15 protein-coding genes are annotated in these 22,011 nt (G+C 42.4%); 10 read left to right on the plus strand and 5 right to left on the minus strand.

The window, feature by feature from the left end; translation table 11 throughout:
- Window positions 1-272 (plus strand): transposase (locus G327_RS0122375; protein ID WP_019617041.1); only part of this gene is annotated, 272 nt, incomplete at its 5' end.
- 200 nt (window positions 273-472) lie between these two features.
- Here the strand turns inward: G327_RS0122375 and nrfA are convergent.
- Entirely contained in the window at window positions 473-1,885 is a 1,413-nt protein-coding gene (nrfA, locus tag G327_RS0122380; RefSeq protein WP_019617042.1) for an ammonia-forming nitrite reductase cytochrome c552 subunit, read from the minus strand.
- 523 nt (window positions 1,886-2,408) lie between these two features.
- On the opposite strand from nrfA, the gene G327_RS0122385 reads away from it, so the two are divergent.
- The 6 genes from G327_RS0122385 to nrfF all read left to right on the plus strand — a co-directional run bounded on the left by G327_RS0122385 (window position 2,409) and on the right by nrfF (window position 7,757).
- Window positions 2,409-3,008, plus strand: coding sequence for a cytochrome c3 family protein (locus G327_RS0122385; protein WP_019617043.1), 600 nt, complete (start codon window positions 2,409-2,411; stop codon window positions 3,006-3,008).
- A gap of 1 nt (window position 3,009) precedes the next feature.
- Window positions 3,010-3,690 carry a cytochrome c nitrite reductase Fe-S protein gene (nrfC, locus tag G327_RS0122390; protein WP_019617044.1) on the plus strand — a complete coding sequence of 227 codons (681 nt, stop codon included), beginning with the start codon at window positions 3,010-3,012 and terminating at the stop codon, window positions 3,688-3,690.
- Window positions 3,687-4,655, plus strand: a complete 969-nt coding sequence (nrfD, locus tag G327_RS0122395) for a cytochrome c nitrite reductase subunit NrfD (protein ID WP_019617045.1) — start codon at window positions 3,687-3,689, stop codon at window positions 4,653-4,655. The genes nrfC and nrfD overlap by 4 nt, the downstream gene beginning before the upstream one ends.
- Window positions 4,656-4,840: 185 nt before the next feature.
- Window positions 4,841-6,754, plus strand: coding sequence for a heme lyase CcmF/NrfE family subunit (locus G327_RS0122400; protein ID WP_019617046.1), 1,914 nt, complete (start codon window positions 4,841-4,843; stop codon window positions 6,752-6,754).
- Window positions 6,744-7,295, plus strand: coding sequence for a DsbE family thiol:disulfide interchange protein (locus tag G327_RS0122405; RefSeq protein WP_019617047.1), 552 nt, complete (start codon window positions 6,744-6,746; stop codon window positions 7,293-7,295). The genes G327_RS0122400 and G327_RS0122405 overlap by 11 nt, the downstream gene beginning before the upstream one ends.
- Window positions 7,296-7,757 carry a heme lyase NrfEFG subunit NrfF gene (nrfF, locus tag G327_RS0122410; protein WP_019617048.1) on the plus strand — a complete coding sequence of 154 codons (462 nt, stop codon included), beginning with the start codon at window positions 7,296-7,298 and terminating at the stop codon, window positions 7,755-7,757.
- Between the two features lie 68 nt (window positions 7,758-7,825).
- On the opposite strand, the gene G327_RS0122415 is transcribed toward nrfF, so the two are convergent.
- The 3 genes from G327_RS0122415 to G327_RS0122425 all read right to left on the minus strand — a co-directional run bounded on the left by G327_RS0122415 (window position 7,826) and on the right by G327_RS0122425 (window position 10,925).
- Entirely contained in the window at window positions 7,826-8,338 is a 513-nt protein-coding gene (locus G327_RS0122415) for a hypothetical protein (RefSeq protein ID WP_157601275.1), read from the minus strand.
- Window positions 8,339-8,650: 312 nt separating this feature from the next.
- Window positions 8,651-9,286 carry a Crp/Fnr family transcriptional regulator gene (locus G327_RS0122420; RefSeq protein WP_019617050.1) on the minus strand — a complete coding sequence of 212 codons (636 nt, stop codon included), beginning with the start codon at window positions 9,284-9,286 and terminating at the stop codon, window positions 8,651-8,653.
- A gap of 595 nt (window positions 9,287-9,881) precedes the next feature.
- Window positions 9,882-10,925, minus strand: a complete 1,044-nt coding sequence (locus tag G327_RS0122425; protein ID WP_019617051.1) for a DUF4382 domain-containing protein — start codon at window positions 10,923-10,925, stop codon at window positions 9,882-9,884.
- A gap of 385 nt (window positions 10,926-11,310) precedes the next feature.
- On the opposite strand from G327_RS0122425, the gene zntR reads away from it, so the two are divergent.
- The 3 genes from zntR to G327_RS0122440 all read left to right on the plus strand — a co-directional run bounded on the left by zntR (window position 11,311) and on the right by G327_RS0122440 (window position 15,958).
- Window positions 11,311-11,790, plus strand: coding sequence for a Zn(2+)-responsive transcriptional regulator (gene zntR / locus G327_RS0122430; RefSeq protein WP_019617052.1), 480 nt, complete (start codon window positions 11,311-11,313; stop codon window positions 11,788-11,790).
- A 2-nt stretch (window positions 11,791-11,792) separates the two neighbouring features.
- The gene (locus G327_RS0122435; protein ID WP_019617053.1) at window positions 11,793-12,968 is read left to right on the plus strand and encodes an SO_0444 family Cu/Zn efflux transporter; all 1,176 of its coding nucleotides are present in this window, start codon (window positions 11,793-11,795) and stop codon (window positions 12,966-12,968) included.
- 146 nt (window positions 12,969-13,114) lie between these two features.
- Entirely contained in the window at window positions 13,115-15,958 is a 2,844-nt protein-coding gene (locus G327_RS0122440) for an alkaline phosphatase family protein (protein WP_019617054.1), read from the plus strand.
- 69 nt (window positions 15,959-16,027) lie between these two features.
- On the opposite strand, the gene G327_RS0122445 is transcribed toward G327_RS0122440, so the two are convergent.
- Window positions 16,028-22,011, minus strand: a 5,984-nt coding sequence (locus G327_RS0122445) for a putative Ig domain-containing protein (RefSeq protein WP_019617055.1), incomplete at its 5' end; no start/stop codon positions are given.

A 22,011-nucleotide genomic window follows, 5' to 3' on the forward strand; every position in this document is an offset into this window, starting at 1 on the left:
CGCGAAGAATACTTAACAAACTGGAATTTCATTACACTCCGAAGCATGCCAGCTGGCTGAATATGGCGGAAATAGAGATTGGAGTTATGAGTAAACAGTGTCTGGACAGGCGCATACCGGACATGGATACATTAAAACGGGAGTTATCCGCTTGGGCGCTTAAACGCAATGAGAAAAAAGAAACGATAAACTGGATGTTCGATGTAGATGCCGCACGTTCAAAACTTAACAAAGCGTACGGCAAACTTATAAAGTCAACTAATCAAAATTAATTGGAAAAGGCACTAGTTACTGCAATCAACGCCTTGTTTCATCCATTTTTCCTACGCCTAAATAGATCATCTAATTAATGGAATTGGTATAAGATCTCTTCGCATAGAATACAAATATGAAGATAAACCTTGTCTTTTTAAGAGCAAAAAAATGCCGACGTTGAAGTCGGCATTTTATTTTTCAGCAGTCATGTTGTGAATTAATAAGCGGCTTCGCGTTTTTCAGCTTCTGCTTCCCATTCTGGAACCAATGTTTTTAAGAACTCTTGTTTCTCTTTATTCATCTTTTCCATATCCATACCAAGTGCTTTTTGTGCGGCTTCTTTTGTTGAAATATCAGGAATTTCAACCGCATCTGTTATCCCTTTTTTCGCTAACAAACGTACTAGTTTAGTACGTGCATCGCTAGCGCGGTCAACCGCTGTACCTAACACACTTAGCGCAACTTCTGGTGCATGCATATGCACGCCATGTGAGGCAATTGCATAATCCCAGCGCCACTGTGCATGACGAATATCTTGTAAGATATCTTTCATTTCAGCTTCAGTCGCGCCGGCTTTCCAAGCTGCTCCAGCTTCAAAATGGGCTGCGACAATCTGTTTCTCTGCAATCAGTTTCATCTCTAAAACCTGCGCCTTACGTGTAGCAACAATCTCCTGGAGCATATTTTTGCTTTGCGTATGACAGTTTGCACAGGTGTTTTCAAAGCGGTCAAACGGGTTACCGACTTTATGATCGGTAAATACAGTGCCGTCCTCATTTTCAACTTTAGGCATATGACAATCAATACACGTCACATTATTCTTACCATGGATACCTTGTGCCCATGTTTCATAACCTGGATGCTGCGCTTTTAACATCGGTGCTTTTGAGACTTTATGAGTCCAGTCTTTAAAGCCGAGTGCATCATAATATGCTTCCATATCACTTACTTTCATGCCTTTATCCCACGGGAATTTGACCGCTTTTGTCGGACCGGTAAAGTAGTATTCAACATGACATTGTGCACAGACTTGTGCCTGCTGATCTAGGCGGGGCTGCTTTTCAAAGGGTTTACCAATCGCCTCCATTGCACGTAAAACATGTGGACGAGTCAGCTTAAGTGCAGGCTCTCCATTTTTGAATTCTTTACTGCGGGTATCATGGCAGTCGGAACAACCTATCGCATTCACAATCTCAGGTCCGCCCTTTGCCCATTTTCCAGTGAAATAAGCATCTTCGCCGTTTTCATCTAAAAAGCGTGCAACATCGGGGCTTTTACAGCTCCAGCATGACATTACCATAGGGCCGGTCTTACCATCTTTAGGAGCACCAGTACGTAAAGTATTACGGAGATCATCAATGGCATAGAAGTGACCACGTGCTTTATTGTAATCCTTCGAGAAACCGTAACCTGCCCACATAATGACCATAAGGGGGTCTTCTGCCAGCGCATCAGTTAGTTGTTCGCTTTCGCTGGTTTCTTTCCAGGTTTTGTATTGCTCTGGGTGTGCTTGTTCAAAAGTTTCATTACGAGGTTCAATACGATCTTTTTTGTTTTCTGCAGCAGACAGGTTACCGCTCAGCGAGGCAGCTAAGAGTAGGACTAGTGCAGTAACTGGTTTATTCACCATAATTATCTCCAATTAAGTATTTATTTATCATTACCAGCGTTGTGAGGACGGCAATAAAACAAGAATTGAAGATGTAGTAGAGAGTATATGATGTAGAGTGCGAAAACTAACTGCGCCGATTGATTTCAGAACAAAAGTTCAGTTAATCAATAAAACATTGTTTCAAATCAAGACATAAAACCAAAGGAAAATGACAATCAATACCAACAATAAGATATTGATTTAAAGACTTATTAGTATGACAACACCTTTCATCATCAATCCCTCATAATGCACACACCCACTAAGTAGTATTTTGTTTTTTTGTTACTATCCAGATCACAATTGCAGGTATTAAACTTTCCCTGAAACTGTTTCTTTACCTATATTTAACGCGTTAAGCGTTGTGGCTGGCATCAAAAAATGAGAATGGATTTAAACGTACAAAATTAAGATATGTTGTAAAACATATTGAGAATTTTTGTATCTAGTTTTTAAACGATACGCCTTATTTATAACGAAGGCTCTCATGGAAGGATGCAAAATGGATAATGTAAAATTAGCCATCACTACACTGATTAACGCTCTGTTAATTCTCTGTATCTATGGTTTCTCATCAACCGTTTCCGCTGAAACATCACCCCCGAATAAAGCAGAGCAGAATAGTACACGGCACGTTGTAACCTATAATCGTGATAGCGACTATAAATGTACTCAATGCCATAAAGATGCCAAACAAGCACTATTAGGTACACATGGTGAAGAGGTAACTAAGGAGCTAGGTAAAGAGTTAAAATGTGTACAATGCCATGACTCGATTTCAGCGGAACATCGCGAAAACTCCCCTAAAGTAACCAAATACTCTGCAGCACAGTCTAAAGCAGGCAAAAACAAACATCAGCTCAATGTTGACTCCATTTTAAGCAGCACGGCAAATTGTAATGAGTGTCATACCCCGGAAAAATTACAAGAGCAAAACTGGACACATGATGTACATGCTAAAAATGCCACCTGTTCAAACTGCCACGTTGTGCATGCCGATGGTGAAAAACAGGGCATACAAGCAAAACCCAAGAAGCAGCAGATTGAATTTTGCGTAGAGTGTCATCAAGATTTTAACTCAACTGATGATCAAGGAGAGTGATATGAGCTGTACTAGACGAGATCTATTAATAGGTACTGGTGCAATTATTTTTACCACCGGGATTACCTCCGTCAGCAGCAGAACATTAGCCGCCGTCATGAGTGATGGAAAAAAACGCTATGGTATGGTGTTTGATTCCAGTGCCTGCATTGGTTGTACAAAATGTACAGAAGCATGTCGAGAAACCAACAATGTTCCTGAAGGTGTGTCGCGCTTAGAGATAACTCGTAGTGGTCCAATTGGTGAGCACCCCGATGTCAAATATCGTTTTGACCGCACCTCCTGCCAGCATTGTGACAATGCACCATGTGTTCATGTCTGCCCAACGGGAGCTGCCTATAAAGACCAAGCAACGGGTATCGTTGATGTAGAAGCTGATAAATGTGTCGGCTGTGGATACTGCCTGGTCGCCTGCCCCTATCAAGTACGTTTCTTTCACCCTGAAACAGGCTCCGCTGATAAGTGCAACTTCTGCCGGGATACTAATTTAAAAGCAGGAAAGCTGCCCGCTTGTGTTTTATCCTGCCCGACCAATGCCTTAGTTTTTGGTGATCTAAATGATCCAGATAGTGAGATCAATAAGGTGATCGCTAATAACACGGTATATCGTAACAAAGTCGAGTTAGGCACACAGCCTAAACTTTACAAAATTGCTGACGGTAAAGGGGAGATAAAACGATGAATACATTTATTGAAGCTTTTTCAGGTGAAGCCGTTGTATGGGACTGGATCATTGCTGTTTATCTGTTTTTAGCGGGTATGTCGGCAGGTATGGTGATGATCGCTATCTACCTTAAACGCAAAGTGATAGAGGGACGTGCTGCTGATAACGGCATTATCAAAGCCACCGCTATTCTTGCACCGTTTGGTATTGTTGTAGGATTAACCATCTTAGTTTTTCACCTTACTAAACCATTAGCATTTTGGAAAATCATGATCTACGTGAATACCACCTCCATCATGTCGATGGGTGTTATTCTGTTTAATGTCTACATGGCCGTATTGTTTGTTTGGTTAGCGGTGCTCTTTAAAGATGAACTGCTGAACATATTAAATAAGTTTGTCGGTGACAAGCTCAACTTTATTGGTTTAATTATTGATAAAATCAAACCGCTTGAAAATATGCTGGAAGTGATTTTAGCTGTTTTAGCAGTTACGCTTGCCGCTTACACAGGTTTTTTATTATCAGCATTAAAAACCTTTCCACTGCTTAATAACCCCGTCTTACCGGTATTGTTTGTCTTCTCCAGTTTATCATCCGGGGCGGCGGCAAGTTTGATGTTTGGTGTGCTGGTATTTAAACAGTCGATGCACTGTCCATCGGTTAAGTGGGTACATGGTTTTGAACGTCCCGTGGTTATGTTTGAGCTATTTCTACTGCTTTGCTTCTTCTCAGGTCTTATTTTAGGCGGAGGACAGAAAGAGGCGGCGGCAATGGCGGCTATCGGTGCAGGTTTTTGGGCTGGATGGTTCTGGATAGGTGTGGTGGGCTTAGGTATGCTGCTGCCCCTTATTTTAAACTTTGTCACTTCTGAGCAGACTCGTCATACCAGCAGCTTTCTATTTATGGTGACAGGACTTAGCTTGTTAGGGGTATTGATGCTGCGAACATTCATCCTTTACGCCGGGCAGATGACTGTTGTTTAACCCTTCAATAACGGTGTTATATCATTCTGGAGGTGTAGTGTTATCTTTGCCTTTGCATACGGCGCAGTTAACACTGCACTTCCAGAGATACAAAATGCTATTATTGACGCTGAAATTTTTGCCGGACATAAATATAAGTGCAGTCTCCTGAGGCGGCGCTTATACAAAGGATAATGACTTTTTAGATGATCCCAGAAATCGCACTATTTTTACTTATTTTAACTGGGTTCTTTGCCCTTCTTGGCGTTTTATTTCCACTATTAGCCACTGTTAAAAACAGCCCTCAGTTGCGTAAATATACCTGGCCGTTAACCTATGGAGCTGCTGTTTCAGTCACACTCTCTATCTCCCTGTTGGCCTATAGCTTCTTAGTTGATGATTTTTCAGTTTTATATATTGCGCAGCATTCTAATTCACAGCTTCCTGCTTTTTTTAAAATAGCTGCCGTATGGGGAGGTCATGAAGGTTCCTTACTGTTTTGGGTATTCTCATTAGCACTGTGGGCTTTTGCTATTGCTGTTATTAACCGCCGGCGAAAAGGTCAGTTTATCAGCCATGTACTTGTAGTAATGAACCTGCTTATTCTGGCTTTTGTATTATTAACCCTGTTTACCTCAAACCCGTTTTTACGTTTACTGCCAATGCCCTTTGAAGGTCGTGATCTTAATCCTATGCTCCAGGATGTCGGCTTGATTTTTCATCCGCCGCTGCTGTATTTAGGTTATGTGGGGTTTTCAGGCGTATTTGCCTTTGCCGCAGCCGCTCTTTGCCAGCCGCAAAGCACTTTCCCCTGGGCAAAACAAAGTCGAGGATGGGCTTTACTTGCGTGGACGTTTCTTACAGCAGGTATCGCATTAGGTGCATGGTGGGCTTATTATGAGCTCGGTTGGGGAGGCTGGTGGTTTTGGGATCCCGTTGAAAATGCCTCACTATTACCCTGGTTAACAGGCACCGCTTTATTACACTCCTTGACTGCCAGTGAAAAGCGTCATGCACTTATCCGCTGGAGCCTGCTTCTGGCTGTTTTTACCTTCTGTTTAAGCATATTAGGTACATTTGTCGTGCGCTCAGGAGTATTAACCTCGGTACATGCCTTTGCCGTTGATCCAACCAAAGGACTGTTATTACTGCTGCTTTTAGCACTTTGCTTAGTGGTGCCGTTAACCTTGTTTGCGAATAATTATGGTCGATTTAAAGTTGGCAGGTTACGCTCATTCTATAGCCGAGAGGTACTCTTTTTAGCTTTAAACAGCCTGTTTGCTGTTACCACTCTTACTGTATTATTGGGCACTTTTTACCCGATGATTTTTGATGCTTTTAATTTAGGAAAAATATCCGTTGGCGCGCCCTATTTTAACGCACTGTTTGTACCTTTAACGCTGCTTGCTTTTCTATTGATGGGCTGTGCAGCGTTTATAAACTGGGGGAAAAGTAAACTTGATAAAAAACGATTAACCGGTGCACTTATATTAAGCCTGCTGGCTGCTCTGCTGATCTTTTATCTGCTTACAGAAGGTACTGATACCTTAGTCATTCTGGTATTACTCAGTACATCATGGGTCATAATAACTCCCTTTTTTAAACTGCATTTTATTAAACGCCTTTTTAAAAACAGTGCGATGACTATTGCTCATACTGGTATCGCGATTACCGCAATAGGTGCAGCATTAAACGCCCATAACTCCAGTGAAATCAGTAGTAAAATGGGCCCTGGTACACAAGTTGTATTGGGTGAGTTAAGCATTGAATACATTGAAACGCAGTGGGTAATAGGACCGAACTACAGTGCAGAACAAGCATTATTATTCATAACCGATCAACACAATAAAGACTATCAGTTGACCCCGCAGCGCCGCCACTACCCTGTGCGAGTCATGAACATGAGTGAACCCGCCATTAAATCTTTATGGAACAAAGATATCTACATTACACTAGGCGAAAAAATTGATGCGACCGATTATGCAGTACGCATTCAGAAACGCGCTTTTACTAACTGGATCTGGCTAGGGACAGTATTAATGATAATCGGAGGCCTGTTTGCACTGCTTAAACGTTTTCCTCCCCTGTCCCGCCGTAATGGAGAAAATGATGAACAATAAAAAAACGGCACTTTTATTACCGAGCTTAATCGTCGGTTTGGTTATTATTTTATTGGTCATGGGACTTAACAATAAAAATAATATCAAACAAGCAGCTGTACAGCCAAAACCACTGCCGGCTTTTCAATTAAATGATTTACAAACCGATCAGCCGTTGACAGAAACACTGTTCACAGAGCAGATAGATAGTGAATACACGCTGCTCAATGTTTGGGCTTCCTGGTGTGCAGTCTGTAAAATAGAGCATCCGTTCTTATTAAAGTTAGCGGAACAGGGGGTTAATATTGTCGGGCTTAATTACCGTGATAATCAGCAGACGGCGGTTTCACTTCTTGCTAAAACAGGCAACCCTTATCAGAAGGTAATTTTTGATCCGGCAGGAAAACTCGCGCTTGATTTAGGCGTGATAGGCACACCAGAAAGCTACTTAATCAACAAACAAGGCATGATTATCGGCCGTTTTAATGGTGCACTGACTCCAGAAATATGGACTGCTGTTTTCCAGCCTGTTACTGCAAAGCTAACGACTAAAGAGGGATAAATGATGCGCTTCTGGTTGTATTTAACATTACTGTTTTCTAGCTTAGTAACTGCAGGGGAGGTTAATAATACCCCGCTAAACTCAGTTTTTGCCCCTGCAGATAGTGAACAGGTAAAACAGGTAGAAACCTTCGCTTTTAAAAACAGCAGCGAACAGACAAGGGCAATTAATCTTGCACGCGAACTGCGTTGTCCACAGTGCTTAAACCAAAATTTAATGGAATCGAACTCCCCAATCGCAAAAGATCTGCGTTTAATCGTTTACCAAATGGTTGATAAGGGGAAAACCAATACACAAATTATCGATTTTATGACCAGTCGTTTTGGTGATTTTGTTTTATATAACCCCAAATTTGAAGCAAGAACTTATCTGTTATGGTTAGGCCCTTTTTTGCTGTTATTAGTGTTTGCTATAGTGGGGATCGTAGTGGTTAAAAAGGCAATGTTAGGGAAAGAGCATTAACCCGTTTGCTTTTACCTTTGTTATTCATTCTACAAAAAGGAACTAGACAGGAAAATATTTAATAAACCTTAAATTCCTATTTTAAATAATCCGCTGTTATTAGTTCTGTTAACCTTACACCACTCTTTGCCTGTATTATCGAGTATAATCGCTTTGGCGGCTTCAAAGGGCTTTTCACCGTCTCGTAAGTAAATATTAAAACTAAAAGACGATCTGGGCACAATATTAATTTCAGTGACTTCGCTTAAGATAGTTCCATCACCAATTTTTTTAGGTGTTAACGCTTTTCTATCTACACCGGATTGACAAATCAGTCTGGCATCTTTAATAACCGCGTTAATTCTACCTACATTGCAGACGTTTAATGTATAAACCGGAGCAAGGTTGGTACGCTCGTATACTTCCTTATTTTTATTCTGAGAAATTAATTTGATGCTTTCTTCTTTATTTTCATGAGGATAAATAGTTATTTTAAGCTTTACTTGAGACCTTCTTAATCTTGATAAATTAATAATAAGTGCGGCTGAACCTGCTATAGCCCCGTATAATGCTAACCAATTATTTGATATCCACTGCTGCATGAAATCACCCTTTATGCCGAGCATCTCAATACGGCCGAGTTTGAGGTTTTCACAAAAGGCAAAACACCAAAACACTATTAATCCCCTTTAATGCAGGAAGCAGAAAAGTTGACTATATACGCAGAGAACGAAACCAGGCCTGTATATACACTTCCAGCTCTTAAATAATTTACATCTGCGTGACATTTTACACAAACAGGTAACACATTGATATAGATACGATTATATCTGATAAATAAAATTTTACTGCACTTCTATTTATAGAAGTGCAGTGTTCTACCGATACCTCAAAAACAACAGAGATAATAGCTTCTATTCAGGCCCTGCTCCAAGCAGTACGATACTCTGAGATTTTCCTTTAACCATAATTATGTTTTGACTTTTCAATAAAGACAGCGCCTTGCTGACCCTTAGTGCAGATGTTCCAAGACGGGCTCCAATTTCTTTACGTGATATTTTTATCTGCATACCGTCCGGATGAATCTGTGCACTCGGGCTGTCTATCAGTGTTTCTAATAGCTGCTTAGTACGAACAGCCAGCGGGCGGTCTCTGGCAACGAGTCTTGCTTTATAATTATTCATACGTATGGCAAGTTGATTTGATAAATACAACAGCACAGCAGGACAAGAGATAATGATATCTTTGAGCTTATGATAAGATATTTCTGCTACCTCACATGCTTTAGTAGATTTCACGCAGGTATCAAATCTTTCAACTTCCCGCTCATGTGAAAAAATAAGATCACCAAAAAAATCCCCCGGATTTAAATCAAATAAAATAAGCTCCTGTGGTTTTTTTTGACAGTCGTTCTTAATTAACGAATAGGCTCCCCCTTTAAGTAAAAAACAAAGTTTATTTTCACTTTTGTCCTTTAATATGTGATTAGCAGGATATTGATGAACTTGGCAATGCGGCAATATAATATTTATTATTGATTGGAATGTCATGATTCAGTTTTTCCTATTAGTGTATTTGAACTTCAACCTCAGTCTGAGTCATTGATTTTGTTATGAAATTAGTCTATTTATTTCTGATTTAGTTCGGCAAAACTTAAAATAAATCATCAGCCTAGCCCTCTAAAACGACTGAGATCGCACTTTCATAAATAGATCATAATATTAAGCAGAATGGTGTAAGAAAATAAATGATCACGGTTAATAGAAGAATTGGTTCAGGGGATTTAATCTTAAAGGTCGATAATAGCCCGGGTATATCAGTATCCAGATAGCGCTGCTCAGCACAAAATTGATTAAAAGCTTGATACATTCGCTGTTATGGCGAAGGCTGGGATCCATAATTGAACGGAGAGAGCCTATTTCTGTATTAATATCAGGATAAGCTAATGTGGATCTGAGCAGAAACTGAGTCTGCAGAGCATAATAAACGGCATAAATAAACAGCAGTAAAAAGAATCCGATTGAAAATATCAGCTAATAGCACATAACAGATCCCTGTTCCGACTAAGCAAGTCTCGGTTTTAAACATAAAAAAGGCTGATTTCCAAAGAATTCAGCCTTTTAAGCATGCAGAAATAAAACTTTACTAAGGTACGGCAGTAAAATCCCGTACTGTTGTCTGCTCTGCCGTAACGGCGACATCCTGCTCAGCTGCATGCATGATAAATCCGTCAGTAACTGCCTCTTCTGAATCGGGATCATCATATTGATAGGTGCAGGTATAACCTAAGCTGTAAGTACCAGCAGCCACAAAACCGAACTCATATTTATTGCCGATAATTTCATCAAGCTCATTTTTAACCGGGTTAACCCGCGCAGAAGCGGTCGGTGCGACTTGAGGAAGAACAGTATCTGCAGGTCGAAAATCGCCCATATTTTCAAGAGTCGTAGAAGCAGGGTAGAGGTAAACAGCAGAGCTGAACTCAGATCCGCCGGCTTCAGCTTCACAATTATCTATTACCGCAGCGCTTATTTCCCCGGATATAACCCCCACTTCCGAGCTGTTGATCAGCTGCACAGAAGTTGGTTTCAGGGTCCAGTAATTTTTATTACCATGCGGCCCCTGCAGACCTTTACCCAGCTCAAATTCGGCCACAAAGGTATTAACACCGGCGGCTATGGTGAAGGTTTTGTTAAGAAATAAACGCCCGGTATTGAGCTCCTCTGCACCGACACCGCCACAGGAACCATTACTATTAGTGACAAGGCCCGCATCATTACCATCGTTCGTTTTAACATAGGAGCTGGCGGTATTGGCTGTTTCACTGTTTTCTATATAGATACACATCTGGTATTCACCGAGCGGCACTGACTGAGCGCTCACCAGTGTTTCAACCTCTTTGCCCTGAACAGTAAGAAGATCTACATGCCTTGATCCCCCGCCTACCGATACATCAAAGGAAACGGCACCGTCGCTGCTTTTTAGAACCACTTGTTTAAAAGCGATATTAACAATTTTTGCATCCGCTGGATTATCCGAGACGCCCAGACTGAATAAAGCTGACTCAGTTGAACTGCCAGCACCGCTATCTACACTTCCAGCAACTCCATCATCACTTCCACCACCTCCCCCACAGGCGCCTAATACGGTTGACAGAGTAATAGCTAACAGGGTTTTAATATATTTCATAAATCACCTATTGATAATTGACAGAGTGCACAATTTTTACTGCGTATAACCCGAGCCTAGTGTTTTCAGCACATAAATCCAGACACTCCAGCGGTCTGACACTTATTTTTGAGTCAATTTTTTAGCTGTAAAAGGTACTGCCCAATGCACAAAATCAGAGATTACTTTGACTGCATAAAACTAAACTTAATCATCAGATGATTTTTACAATAAAAACAAGATGTTCAATGTCAGCTTATCTGAAACAGGTATTTACAGCAGATCTTGAAAAATACAGTTCAAGAAAATTATATTATCTTACACTCCCCTCTTGACCTTAGATTCAACTCCAGGGTTATACTTGTAAGATAAACACCACAGACTTCTGCTGATAAAGGATAATAATATGTACCGCATTGGGGAACTCGCTCAGCGTTATGAGGTAAAAACCGATACCTTAAGATTTTACGATAAGCACGGCCTGCTGACACCTTCATCCCGCAGCGGCTCCGGTTACCGGATTTACACCGAAGCTGATGCTGAGCGCCTGCGTTTTATATTAAGAGCAAAAGCGGTTGGTTTTTCTTTAACTGATATCGCCGAGCTGCTTTCTATTGAGTTAGATAAATCAAACTGGGCCTGTGCGGATGTTAAAGGGGTCGTTGATATTAAATTAGCAGATGTTGAAGTTAAAATTGCCGAACTTAATTATTTTAAAACGTCATTACAACGTTTATCAGATGCCTGCTGCGGTGGCCCGGAGAGCGCCGAGCACTGCTCTATTTTAGAGGCGCTAGAATCAAATTCATCGGCCATTAAATGTGAAAATCAGACACATGATCACGATCAGTCTCATTACAGCAAAAATTGTCAAAGTAAGGGTTAACGATGTTGTTAGCAAATTTTATCGATCTATTTTTAGATTCAGCCCCATGGTTATTACTGGGCTTAGTATTAGCAGGCATGCTGAAGATGTTTGTGCCTATGGCATGGATGCACAAACAACTCGGCGGACACGGCTTTAAAAGCACAGTGAAAGCCGCTTTACTAGGAGCGCCGCTGCCTTTATGTTCATGCGGTGTTATTCCGGCTGCAGTCGGCCTTCGACGCTCAGGTGCATCTAAAGCGGCCACCACCTCATTTTTAGTTTCAACTCCGGAAACCGGCGTGGACTCAATCGCTATTTCTTATGTTTTATTAGGGCCATTTATGGCAATAATCAGACCGATAGCCGCCGTTATCAGTGCGATTACCGCCGGTTTACTGGTCGGCCGGGATGATCAGCTTCAGGAAATAAAAAACCAAGCTGCCGATCATAGCTATGCTCATAACAGCGAGCAACCGGCACAAAGCAGCTGCTGCAGTAAAAAAGAAAGCAGCTCAACCTGTTCGGGCGGTTCAGATAAACAGCATAATCATAAACACAGCCATGAGGCAGATATTGACTGCTGTGAATCAACTAAAGATATCGCTCAGGAACTGCAAGGCACACCGATCCACACCCGCATTGTAAAAGGCTTACATTTTGCAGCCACAGATCTAATACGCGATACCACCGTGTGGTTATTAATCGGTTTATTCTTTGCAGCTGTTGTACAGACCTATGTCCCGGCAGATTTTATGGCGAAATGGGGTGACGGTATCTTAGCCATGTTAGTAATGGTTATTATCTCAATACCTATGTATATCTGTGCCACCGCTTCAACACCGATTGCAGCCGGACTATTACTCGCCGGGGTTTCACCGGGTGCTGTATTGGTATTTATGCTGGCAGGTCCGGCAACCAATATTGCAACATTAGGTGTGGTAGCCAAAGAGCTGGGTAAACGTGCATTATTGGGATATCTCGGCGGCGTACTCGGTGTTGCCCTGCTCTCCGGAGTGGTAGTGAACTACTTAGTTAACACTTTTGGTTTCGTGGTTATGCCGCAGATTGGAGAACAAAGTGCCCTTTTACCCGAAGCACTGGTTTACAGTTCAGGTATTATCTTAGCGCTGTTAATGGCAAAAGTTTTCTTTGATATGCTTCCGTTAAAACGGGCACGTAAGGACTGCTGCTCTTAATCACTCTGCAAGAATGCCTTTGTTATTTTAATAAGGGCATTTTGCTTTTTTGTAACTGCCTCGACAAACTGCTCAATCATTCATTCGGCAAAATAACCAATCATGATATAAAGTATAAAAATCATTTACATAATGGATTTAAATAAATGAATTTCAAATTATCAGCCTCTATTTTAGCTTTTGTTTTAACAGCCTCCAGCGCACAAGCCGGCATAACGCAGGCGCCGGTGATCAGCGCGGTTATTGATTATTCCGATGTTCTTCGCAATGACATTATAGATTCAATAGAAATGACATCAACCGTCACCCGTGATGTTTCCATTTTTACTGTGGCTGGCGTGTCCCTAGAAGCTTACATTCTAACTCTGCCGCTGGACAGTGAAGTCAAAAAAAGAGTGGTTGTGCAGCTGGCAAACCCGATGTATTCCATTCCTTTAGGCTATTTCTTAAAGATGTTCCGGGATCGTTATACGGGTGTTGAACAGGGGGATATCTTTAAAAAGCACCTGGCAGGCAGTTATTCACAGGCACAGCTAAGAGGCTTTGAGCATTCACTTTATAGTTTTGATACCAACAAGCCCGTTGAAACAGAACAGGACGATCACGGACAGGGTCTGCAGTTCAACCGTGAATTAATTGCCTCTATGGTGGTTGTTTATGATGCCCTGATTGATATCGATAAATGGCGTAAAGAAAAGTATTTACCGGATAATTATGACTACTTAACAAACAGTGAAGAAGACCTGAAAATAGTCAATAAAATTCAGCCGATCTTAATGGATGTCTTGACCAAGGCAGCTGCAGGCATGGATGAAGGTGATGTAAAACTCTCCCTTGAACATATTTTGCAAGACAATGGTGTTGTTAAAACCAACAATAAAGCGCAGGCACTGACCGTTACCTTAATTGATTTTGTCAGGCTTAATGTGCTTAAAGGCTACCGGCAGTACGTTTTTAAAAGCAGACGCGCTGATGCCTTAAATGACTGGATGCACAAGCTGTTAGCCGATAATCCGCAAGATGTTATTAAGTTTTTACAGGCGCAGCAGAATAGACGCCTTGCAGTACAGATAACTGTCGACGGCCTGCAGCAGGGGCTGGTCGAAGGACTGGTGAATCAGGATCTGCCCTTTATCAGTCAAGCCTATCAGCAGCACCAGAATCGACTTAACTTTAACCCAGTTAGTATAGCAAGCACTACTATTCAAAGCACACAGGCTCTTTCATTCCTAACCGAATTAGCCTCGCAGCCATACAAAGACGACAAATATTTACCCTTTTTCAAACGCTTATATCAAAGCCATCAAAGCAGTATTGCTCAGCAGGGGATTTCATCCACTCCGACCATCAGCGTCAGAAACTTACCAATAATAAAAACCGGCGCAAAAGTATCCGGAAAACAAGGCACCGGTATTCCTAACTTTCATTTTGTGGACCGCAGTCAGGACCGTGCATATTATTTTTTCGGTAATGATGCACTTCAACTAGACAAGCTGACCGCAGACAACGGCTTGTTAACCATGTTTGACCGCTTAAATCACCTTTCGACACTTAACTGCAATGCGCAGTATGACTGGAATGCCCATGTCAGTTACGATGCTTTATTGAATTTAGGTGCCGGTGAATCGCAACGGGATTTCGGTGAAAAACGCTGTCGACGAGAACTCTCAGAAAGAGCCGATACAGAGCTTGAATTAAACGCCTCACGGAGCTTATTGATTAATTTAATCAACGAGTATACCGCTATTCCAGGCTGGCGGTTATTCAGCAGTCACGCTAAACAAAAGAAAATAAGCCGACTGCTGCACAGCTATTCACAGCAGGCCTTCAGCGGTATGCCCGATTACCTGCTTGTCTATAACCCCTGGTTAGATCACTTCTCTCATTTCAAAGGCCCCTTCAGTAATGAAGTTATCTCGCCAACGGGAGAGTTAAATCGCCTGGATTACTGGCTTAATGAAACTGAAGCCCTGTATAAAAAAGCTGGTGTTTATAAAAACACCCTGTGGGGGATGGCCGGCGACCATGGTTTAGCACCGGTTTATTATGTAACAGATCCAGAGGCGGAAGTACTGCAGCCGTTACAGCAGGAGCTTGGTTATACACTGAACATTAAAAAGATTTCCTCCGATGAAGGTGAAGGACCGAAAATCACCAATAACCTTGATGCCCCGAGCATTAAAGGCACTGATATTGTCATTGCCTCTACGGCCGGCGGCAACTTTATGATGGACTTTTTTAATGCTCAAAAGAGCTGGTCAACACAGCCCGTTTATCAGGAGTTGACTAACTGGCGGCCGATTAATGCACCTAAAAAGAATGCACCTGTTGATATTGTCGACCGCTTATCAGCCGGACTGACTGCATCTTTGGATTATATGGTGCTGCGTGAAAAACCATGCGGCTTAGATTCCTGCACAGTGCGCTTGATAGGTACTCGAGACGGCCAGCGCCGTGATGAAATTATTGAGCGCCGGGGCGAAAAAATCAGACACTATTCTATTAACGGCAGTCCGGTGGTTTTATTAAATATATATGCAGGTAACCCGTATTTGAAAACATTATCCAAACAAAAAATGGTTAAAAGCGGGCTGATTTCTAAATGCTTAAGCTCACCATCGAGCTGGTGCACTGCAAGCCAATGGCGGGAGTTAATGAGCTATACAGCAAGGCCCGATGCGGTTAATCAGTTAATCGCGCTTTATGAAGAGCCCCGCGCCGGCACCATTAATCTATTTCCTGAACAAGGCATTGGTTTTAATACCAAAGTACCAGGTCGCCATGCCGGCGAGAGCTACCTTGAAAAGGATGCTTTTATCGGATTCTGGGGAGAGTTAGTTAATAATAAAGACAAACGCCTGCCCTATGCAGAAAACGGCTCTTTAGCACCGACTCTGTATCAATACTTAACAGGTGAACAAGTGCAGCCAGGCACTAACGGCTGGGGATATCCGTCACTTTTAGATAAACTGGATATTAAACAACAGTGAGATAATGACAGCTATAACTGCTTATTTTACTCCATAACATGGAATTAGAAATAAGCAGTTATACAGATATTAAAAACTATAAGTCAATCTCATTCCTAGATTGTCTACATCATTCACATCAATAAAATAACGTTTATAAACAACAGCAGCCTGCCAGCTTTTACTGAGATCGTAAGCAGCGGCCGCCCCGGCATAAAAATCATTACCCTTTTGAGTGTGATCAATCGTTTTTCCATTAAAACTACTTTCTATTTCACTGCGCCAGGCTAAACCGCCAAGGGTCACTGAACTGCTAAAGGCCTGATAGCTGTAAAAGCGATAGCTTACTTCCAGGCCAACCCCTTTAACTAAAATCGGCATCACATTAATTACTGACTGGTGATAATCAGCAGTGCTGCCTTTTAGCTCCGCACTGCCCTGACCAAGATCAATATAACGAGCAGCTAATATCCAGTTATCTGTGAGGTTATAGCCCAAACCAAGTGACCAGCTAATATCCTTATCATCACGGTTAATAATATTATCATCAGGGACAGAGCTTAAGTTATCTCCTTCATGAGCCTTACTCACACCAAGATCTACATCAATAAACCAGTCATTCGCCTGACTGCTGAAGCTTAATAGAGCAAGAGAAAATATACCTGTTTTTTTAGCATAACGGCACAGTGCGGAGAGTATTGTCATAAGTATTAACATAATACCGCTGCTGCCGCCGCCGCCAGATGTATTTACAATACTTGTCTCACTCTGCGCAGGTTCAGCGGGCGTAACGGGTGTTACCGGTACAACGGGTACAACTACAGGGGTATTAACTGTAACACCACTTGGATCAATTATGGTACCGTTCGCTTTTCCGTCATCGTCATTTGGACCACCGTCCTCAATCGTTAAGCGCACACACCAGTCGCCAGCAGTTAAGTCCTGAGTATAAGCACTACTGCTTGGAGGAGGACAATAACCGTCTGCACCTTTAGCGGAATAAAGCGCATTATTACTATCCTCAACAAAGTCAGTCCAGCCTGTACTGCTGATATATTTCCGATAAACGGCGTCTTCAGGAATAACTTCACGCAGCGGCAGTACCATATTTACCGATTGACCATTAACAGGCAGCTCATGTATCTCAAAATCAAATATACCACCCACACTCACATTTTCTGCGTCATCAAGTTCAATTGACGGATCCTGTTCAATGGTTTCTATGGATACTTTTACTCCCCCTTCAGACTCCTGTAACGAAAGCCGGCCGAATGTTACTTTTGTACCCGGTTCCGCTTCAAGCAGGTATTTATTACCATCAGACGCTTTATGCGAAAGTGTATTATCCGGCAGCTCAGAAGAAGCTGAAACGTAATCAGGCAGTACAAGTGTCACATTTATATATACATCTTGGGTATTGCTGTAGCGCTCTGCAGTATTTGTCTCCGTCACCGTAGCAGTCACTTTATACACTCCTGTTGGTAATGTTTGTGGTTCAAAAATGAATTGATTTTCATCTGAGCTGCTGTTAACAAGTGCGTTATTCTCGCTGCTCCAAACCGTTTCCAGCGTATCTTTATTACTGTCCATCGAGCTTGCAGTAATCGTTACTTCATTGCCGGTTGTTGTTACTTGAGTGCGTTCCTGCCCTTCCTGTACCACGGTTAAATCAACTTTCGGCGCAATATTTTCTTCAATACGCGTTAGTATTAATGATGATTTAATATCCAGATTCAAGCCGTTGATGCTGTTTAGAGGATCTAGTTGAACCGTCAATATAGAGTGTGCGCTGGTCATAGCGGCACTAATAATAAATTCACCATAGGTTTTATCCTGCTCGCTGATAGTGACATATTCAAGCGGCCCTAATGACTGCTGGTTTTCACCGTAAACCATATATGGCACAGAAACAGGGTATTGCGGTGCATTACCATTTAAATACACTTTAAACGAGTATGACTCGCCTTCTTTTATATAGGTATTTTTACCTAAAGAAATAAGCGGATGTACTTTAACAACCTGGTTAGCGGTTACTTCATTGCCGCTGGAATCAACGGCTTTCCAAATAACAACATGCTCGCCGGGAGCTAATAAACTATCCGGCTTAACTGGCTCAATCGCTTCACCTAAATAATCCTCAGCTGTTACCTCGCCTAAAACAGCCTGCGTCAGCAATGCTTGTGCATTTACCTCAATATCCTCAATGCCGAGTAATGATGGTGTTTTATCAATTTCAGTCACTGTGATATTAAATGCAGTCAGTGAACTTTTAGCATCAGCACTATCCGACGCAGTGATCACTATAGCGCTTGTTGTACCTACATTTTCCTCTACGGGTGTACCTGTTAATACTCCTGTTTTAGTATCAAAGTTTGCCCAGCCTGGTTTATTGACAATAGTGAAGGTAACCGTATCGCCAGCATCAACATCATTAACCGTTGGTATAAAGCTGTAACTGTTTAATACTTCTACGCTTGTCGCAGGCGTACCAGAAATAAGCGGTGCATCATTAACATTAACTACCGAAGCTGTCGGCGCACTGACTTTACTTTCTACCGTGTTGTGTGCATCTGTATAGCTGATAACAACTGTAATGGTTTTGCCTATCTCTGCAGCAGTTAATGTATATACAGAGGCGTCAGCACCGTCAACTGCATTATTATCGGCGTACCATTGATAATTTAACTTACCTAATCCATCAGCATCGCTTAATGTATTATGTGCCGTTAACATGCTGTGTTCCGCTGCGCTGCCGCTAATACTTAGAGTACCGGCTGGCGCATCATTTACATTAAGAACAGCGGCTGTTGCACCGCTGCTTTTACTTTCAACCGTGTTATGGGCATCCGTATAACTGATAGTCAGGGTAATAGCTTTGCCTACATCCTCATCATCTGGTGTGTAGGTATTGCTGTTTGTGCCAACGTTCACACCATCTGCTTTCCACTGATAAATTAATGTACCTAAACCATCTGCATCTGTCAGTGTATTGGCGGCAGTTAATACACTGTCTTCAACTGCATTGCCAACGATGGCGACAACACCTGCAGGCACATTATTAACGTTGATAACCTGCAGATTAAATGCGGCTAAAGCGTCACTGACTTGCGCACTGTCTTTTACGCTGATAATAATACCCGTTGTGGTGCCGACATCTGCATTTCCCGGCGTGCCCGTTAAGGCTCCCGTTGCACTGTCAAATGCGGCCCAGTCTGGTTTATTGCTGATCAAGAAGGTTTTTGTATCATTGAGATCATCGTCAAAGACGACAGGCGTAAAGCTGTAGGAGCTGTTTTCATGAACTGAAACGGCTGGTTTTCCTGAAATAACAGGAGCATCATTCGTATTACTAACAGCAACCGTAAAGCTCTGCGTTACAGATCCGCTATGAGTATCGCTTACAATTAACACTACATTATGATTACCCACATCGGCATTTACAGGAGTTCCGGACAGTTCAGCACTGCCGTTAGCATTGCTTACCAGCGTTAGCCAGCCAGGTTTACTTACCGCGCTAATGATGATATTTGAATCATCATTATCCGAGGCCGCAACACTGTAACTGTAGACTATATCTTCAGCTGCAGAAGTCTCGGGCGCTGTTGTAAATACAGGTGAATCATTAACTGAGTTCACTGTAACATTTACAACAATGGAATCACTTTCCATATTATCTGTCACAGAAACAGTGAAGCTGTCGCTGCCGTTAAAGTTAGAATCAGGAACAAAACTGATCGCTTTACTATTTCCAATACCATCAGCAGCCGCCACACCATTTGCAGCCTGTGAACTGATACTCCAGGTTAAAGTATTACTTTCTGCATCAGAGGCATTAAGAGTAATTTCTCCTGGGGTATCCTCAGTGGTTATTAAAACAGCCGGACTGCCTTGCGTAATACTTGGTCTAGTGTTTCCAGTGATTGTCGCAACATCAATACTGCTTGAGCTGTTAACAGCAGTATCTTCCGCAACCACAACGAAATTATTGGCTCCTAAATCAATTCCGGTAATCAATGACCAGGCATTAGCCGCGACAATATCACTAGCCAGCACAGATGCATTATCAGCAGCGCCGTCATTATCATTATCAGCATAAAGCTTCACAATAACGTCATTTTCAGCATGACTGCCGGAAATGTTATAACTGCTGCCAGATTCATTGACAGCGACAGCCGGAGTAATAACAACGGGATCGACAGGAGCAGTTGAATCTTCAGTAATTGTCACTACATCCACATGTGCAGATTCTTGCGCACCGGAAAAATCGGCAATCACCACGGTATTATAAACTGTATCATCAGCTAGCGAAGTTTCAATACTCCATGCACCTGCACTTACAACATCAGAACCGAGTGCAGTTCCGCCGTCAGAAACACCATCATTGTCGGCATCTAAATACAAACTAATGCTGATACCGTCAGTGCTGTAGCTGCCGCTGATAGTCTGTAGATCACTATTTAATATCACTGCGCTGGCAGGTGTATTGACCATAGGTGCGACTTTACTAACAATGATTCCGTTACCAAGAGGGTCACTGGTATCTTCGTTTGTAGTATTTCCCATAAAGTCATCTGCAGCTGCCAGATTATAAAGCTGAGCATCGGATGCACTGCTTCCAATTTTATCGAGAATATTATCCACAGAGGTTTTGTCTTCGCCAGATATAATGACGGTAAACTGCGTTGCAGAATCCAGCTCTACATCAGTGCTGCTGGTAAGTTTGTAACTCTCTGCAGTATCACCTTTACCCGTTAAGGTTAATAAAGAAATATCAACGTCATTTTCCGAGCCGGCAGTAGACTCAAAATTTACACCGCTAACGACTAAATAACCTGTAGATGCATCGTAGGCGGCAGAGGTAATCATAGGTGTCGGTGCACTTGTGATAATGATAGTCTGCTGCTGAACACCATTCTCATCTGCACTGCTGCCGCTGACGCCGCTGATATCAATAATAATAGTTTCGTTAACTTCAACGATCTGATCAGCTAATGAGGTAATGTTTATTGTTCCCTGCGTCTGCCCGGCATCAATAGTGATACTGTCAGCTGTTGTTGAATAATCAAAGCTTCCCGCAGTGCCGCTAAAGCCTAAATCAACAGTAACCGCTTCAATCGCGGCTTTGTCCAGGGTAACCGTGACAACCGCCTGTCCTGCAGCCTCATCGATAGTTGAGCTGCTTACACTTAAGCTGGCGGCAATACGCTCATCATCACTGATAGTAATGGTTTTCTGCTGGCTGCCTGACTCTGATGCACTACCGCCGCTAACCGAAGTAATATCAATAATAATGGTTTCGTCACCTTCCAGCACGGAATCATCAACAGCAGTAATACCAGTCACCGCACTAGCAGATGTTGAGCCCGCCGGAATGGTAATAAAGCTGCTGGCTGTATTGTAATCACTGCCGCCGCTTGTCGCTGTTCCCGTATAGCCTAAATTAACAGTAACATCGGCATAGGTCGCATTGTTTAAGGTCGCTGTTATCGTAGAAGTCCCTGCATTTTCAGCCACCGTACTGTTTCCGGTACTTAAGGTAACCGTCGGTGTCGACTGCGCATCATTAATGGTGATGGTCTGCTGATTAGTCGCTCCTTCATTTCCCACTGATAAACTGCTGATATCGACAATCGCAGTTTCAGCAGCAGCCGCATCAAACAATGAATCAGGAGCACTGATAATCATTGCACTATTACTGCTGCTGCCGGCAGCGATAGTAATACTGTCAGATTTACTGTAATCCGTTCCTGCTGTACCGGTACCCGTATATGCCAAGCTGACCGTAATATCATCCGGCCACTGATTATTTAAACTGCCGCTGATAGTCGCGGTTATTGTCGATACACCTGCAAACTCAACAATGCTGTTGGTATCAGCTGTTAAAGATATTTCCGGCAGGTTGGCATAAACAGCGTCACTGCTCTGACTGACTGCCGTGGTGAAAGCACTGCTGGTATTGCCTGCACTGTCAGTCAGTGTAAAGCTGACCGGTACATCACTGCCGGATGCAACATCGCTGCCGCCGTCGGTAATGGTAAAGGTGGCGCTGTAAGTAGTGTCATTGGTTTTACTTA

It is taken from the genome of Psychromonas ossibalaenae ATCC BAA-1528 (genome assembly GCF_000381745.1).
Lineage (GTDB): Bacteria > Pseudomonadota > Gammaproteobacteria > Enterobacterales > Psychromonadaceae > Psychromonas > Psychromonas ossibalaenae.

What these genes read in the sequence shown, in the direction of transcription:
- nrfD (WP_019617045.1), top strand. Translation starts at nt 3,687, where the DNA reads ATGAATACATTTATTGAAGCTTTTTCAGGTGAAGCCGTTGTATGGGAC.
- nrfC (WP_019617044.1), top strand. Translation starts at nt 3,010, where the DNA reads ATGAGCTGTACTAGACGAGATCTATTAATAGGTACTGGTGCAATTATT.
- zntR (WP_019617052.1), top strand. Translation starts at nt 11,311, where the DNA reads ATGTACCGCATTGGGGAACTCGCTCAGCGTTATGAGGTAAAAACCGAT.
- G327_RS0122420 (WP_019617050.1), bottom strand. Translation starts at nt 9,286, where the DNA reads ATGACATTCCAATCAATAATAAATATTATATTGCCGCATTGCCAAGTT.
- G327_RS0122400 (WP_019617046.1), top strand. Translation starts at nt 4,841, where the DNA reads ATGATCCCAGAAATCGCACTATTTTTACTTATTTTAACTGGGTTCTTT.
- G327_RS0122440 (WP_019617054.1), top strand. Translation starts at nt 13,115, where the DNA reads ATGAATTTCAAATTATCAGCCTCTATTTTAGCTTTTGTTTTAACAGCC.
- nrfA (WP_019617042.1), bottom strand. Translation starts at nt 1,885, where the DNA reads ATGGTGAATAAACCAGTTACTGCACTAGTCCTACTCTTAGCTGCCTCG.
- G327_RS0122385 (WP_019617043.1), top strand. Translation starts at nt 2,409, where the DNA reads ATGGATAATGTAAAATTAGCCATCACTACACTGATTAACGCTCTGTTA.
- G327_RS0122435 (WP_019617053.1), top strand. Translation starts at nt 11,793, where the DNA reads ATGTTGTTAGCAAATTTTATCGATCTATTTTTAGATTCAGCCCCATGG.
- G327_RS0122415 (WP_157601275.1), bottom strand. Translation starts at nt 8,338, where the DNA reads ATGCAGCAGTGGATATCAAATAATTGGTTAGCATTATACGGGGCTATA.
- nrfF (WP_019617048.1), top strand. Translation starts at nt 7,296, where the DNA reads ATGATGCGCTTCTGGTTGTATTTAACATTACTGTTTTCTAGCTTAGTA.
- G327_RS0122405 (WP_019617047.1), top strand. Translation starts at nt 6,744, where the DNA reads ATGAACAATAAAAAAACGGCACTTTTATTACCGAGCTTAATCGTCGGT.
- G327_RS0122425 (WP_019617051.1), bottom strand. Translation starts at nt 10,925, where the DNA reads ATGAAATATATTAAAACCCTGTTAGCTATTACTCTGTCAACCGTATTA.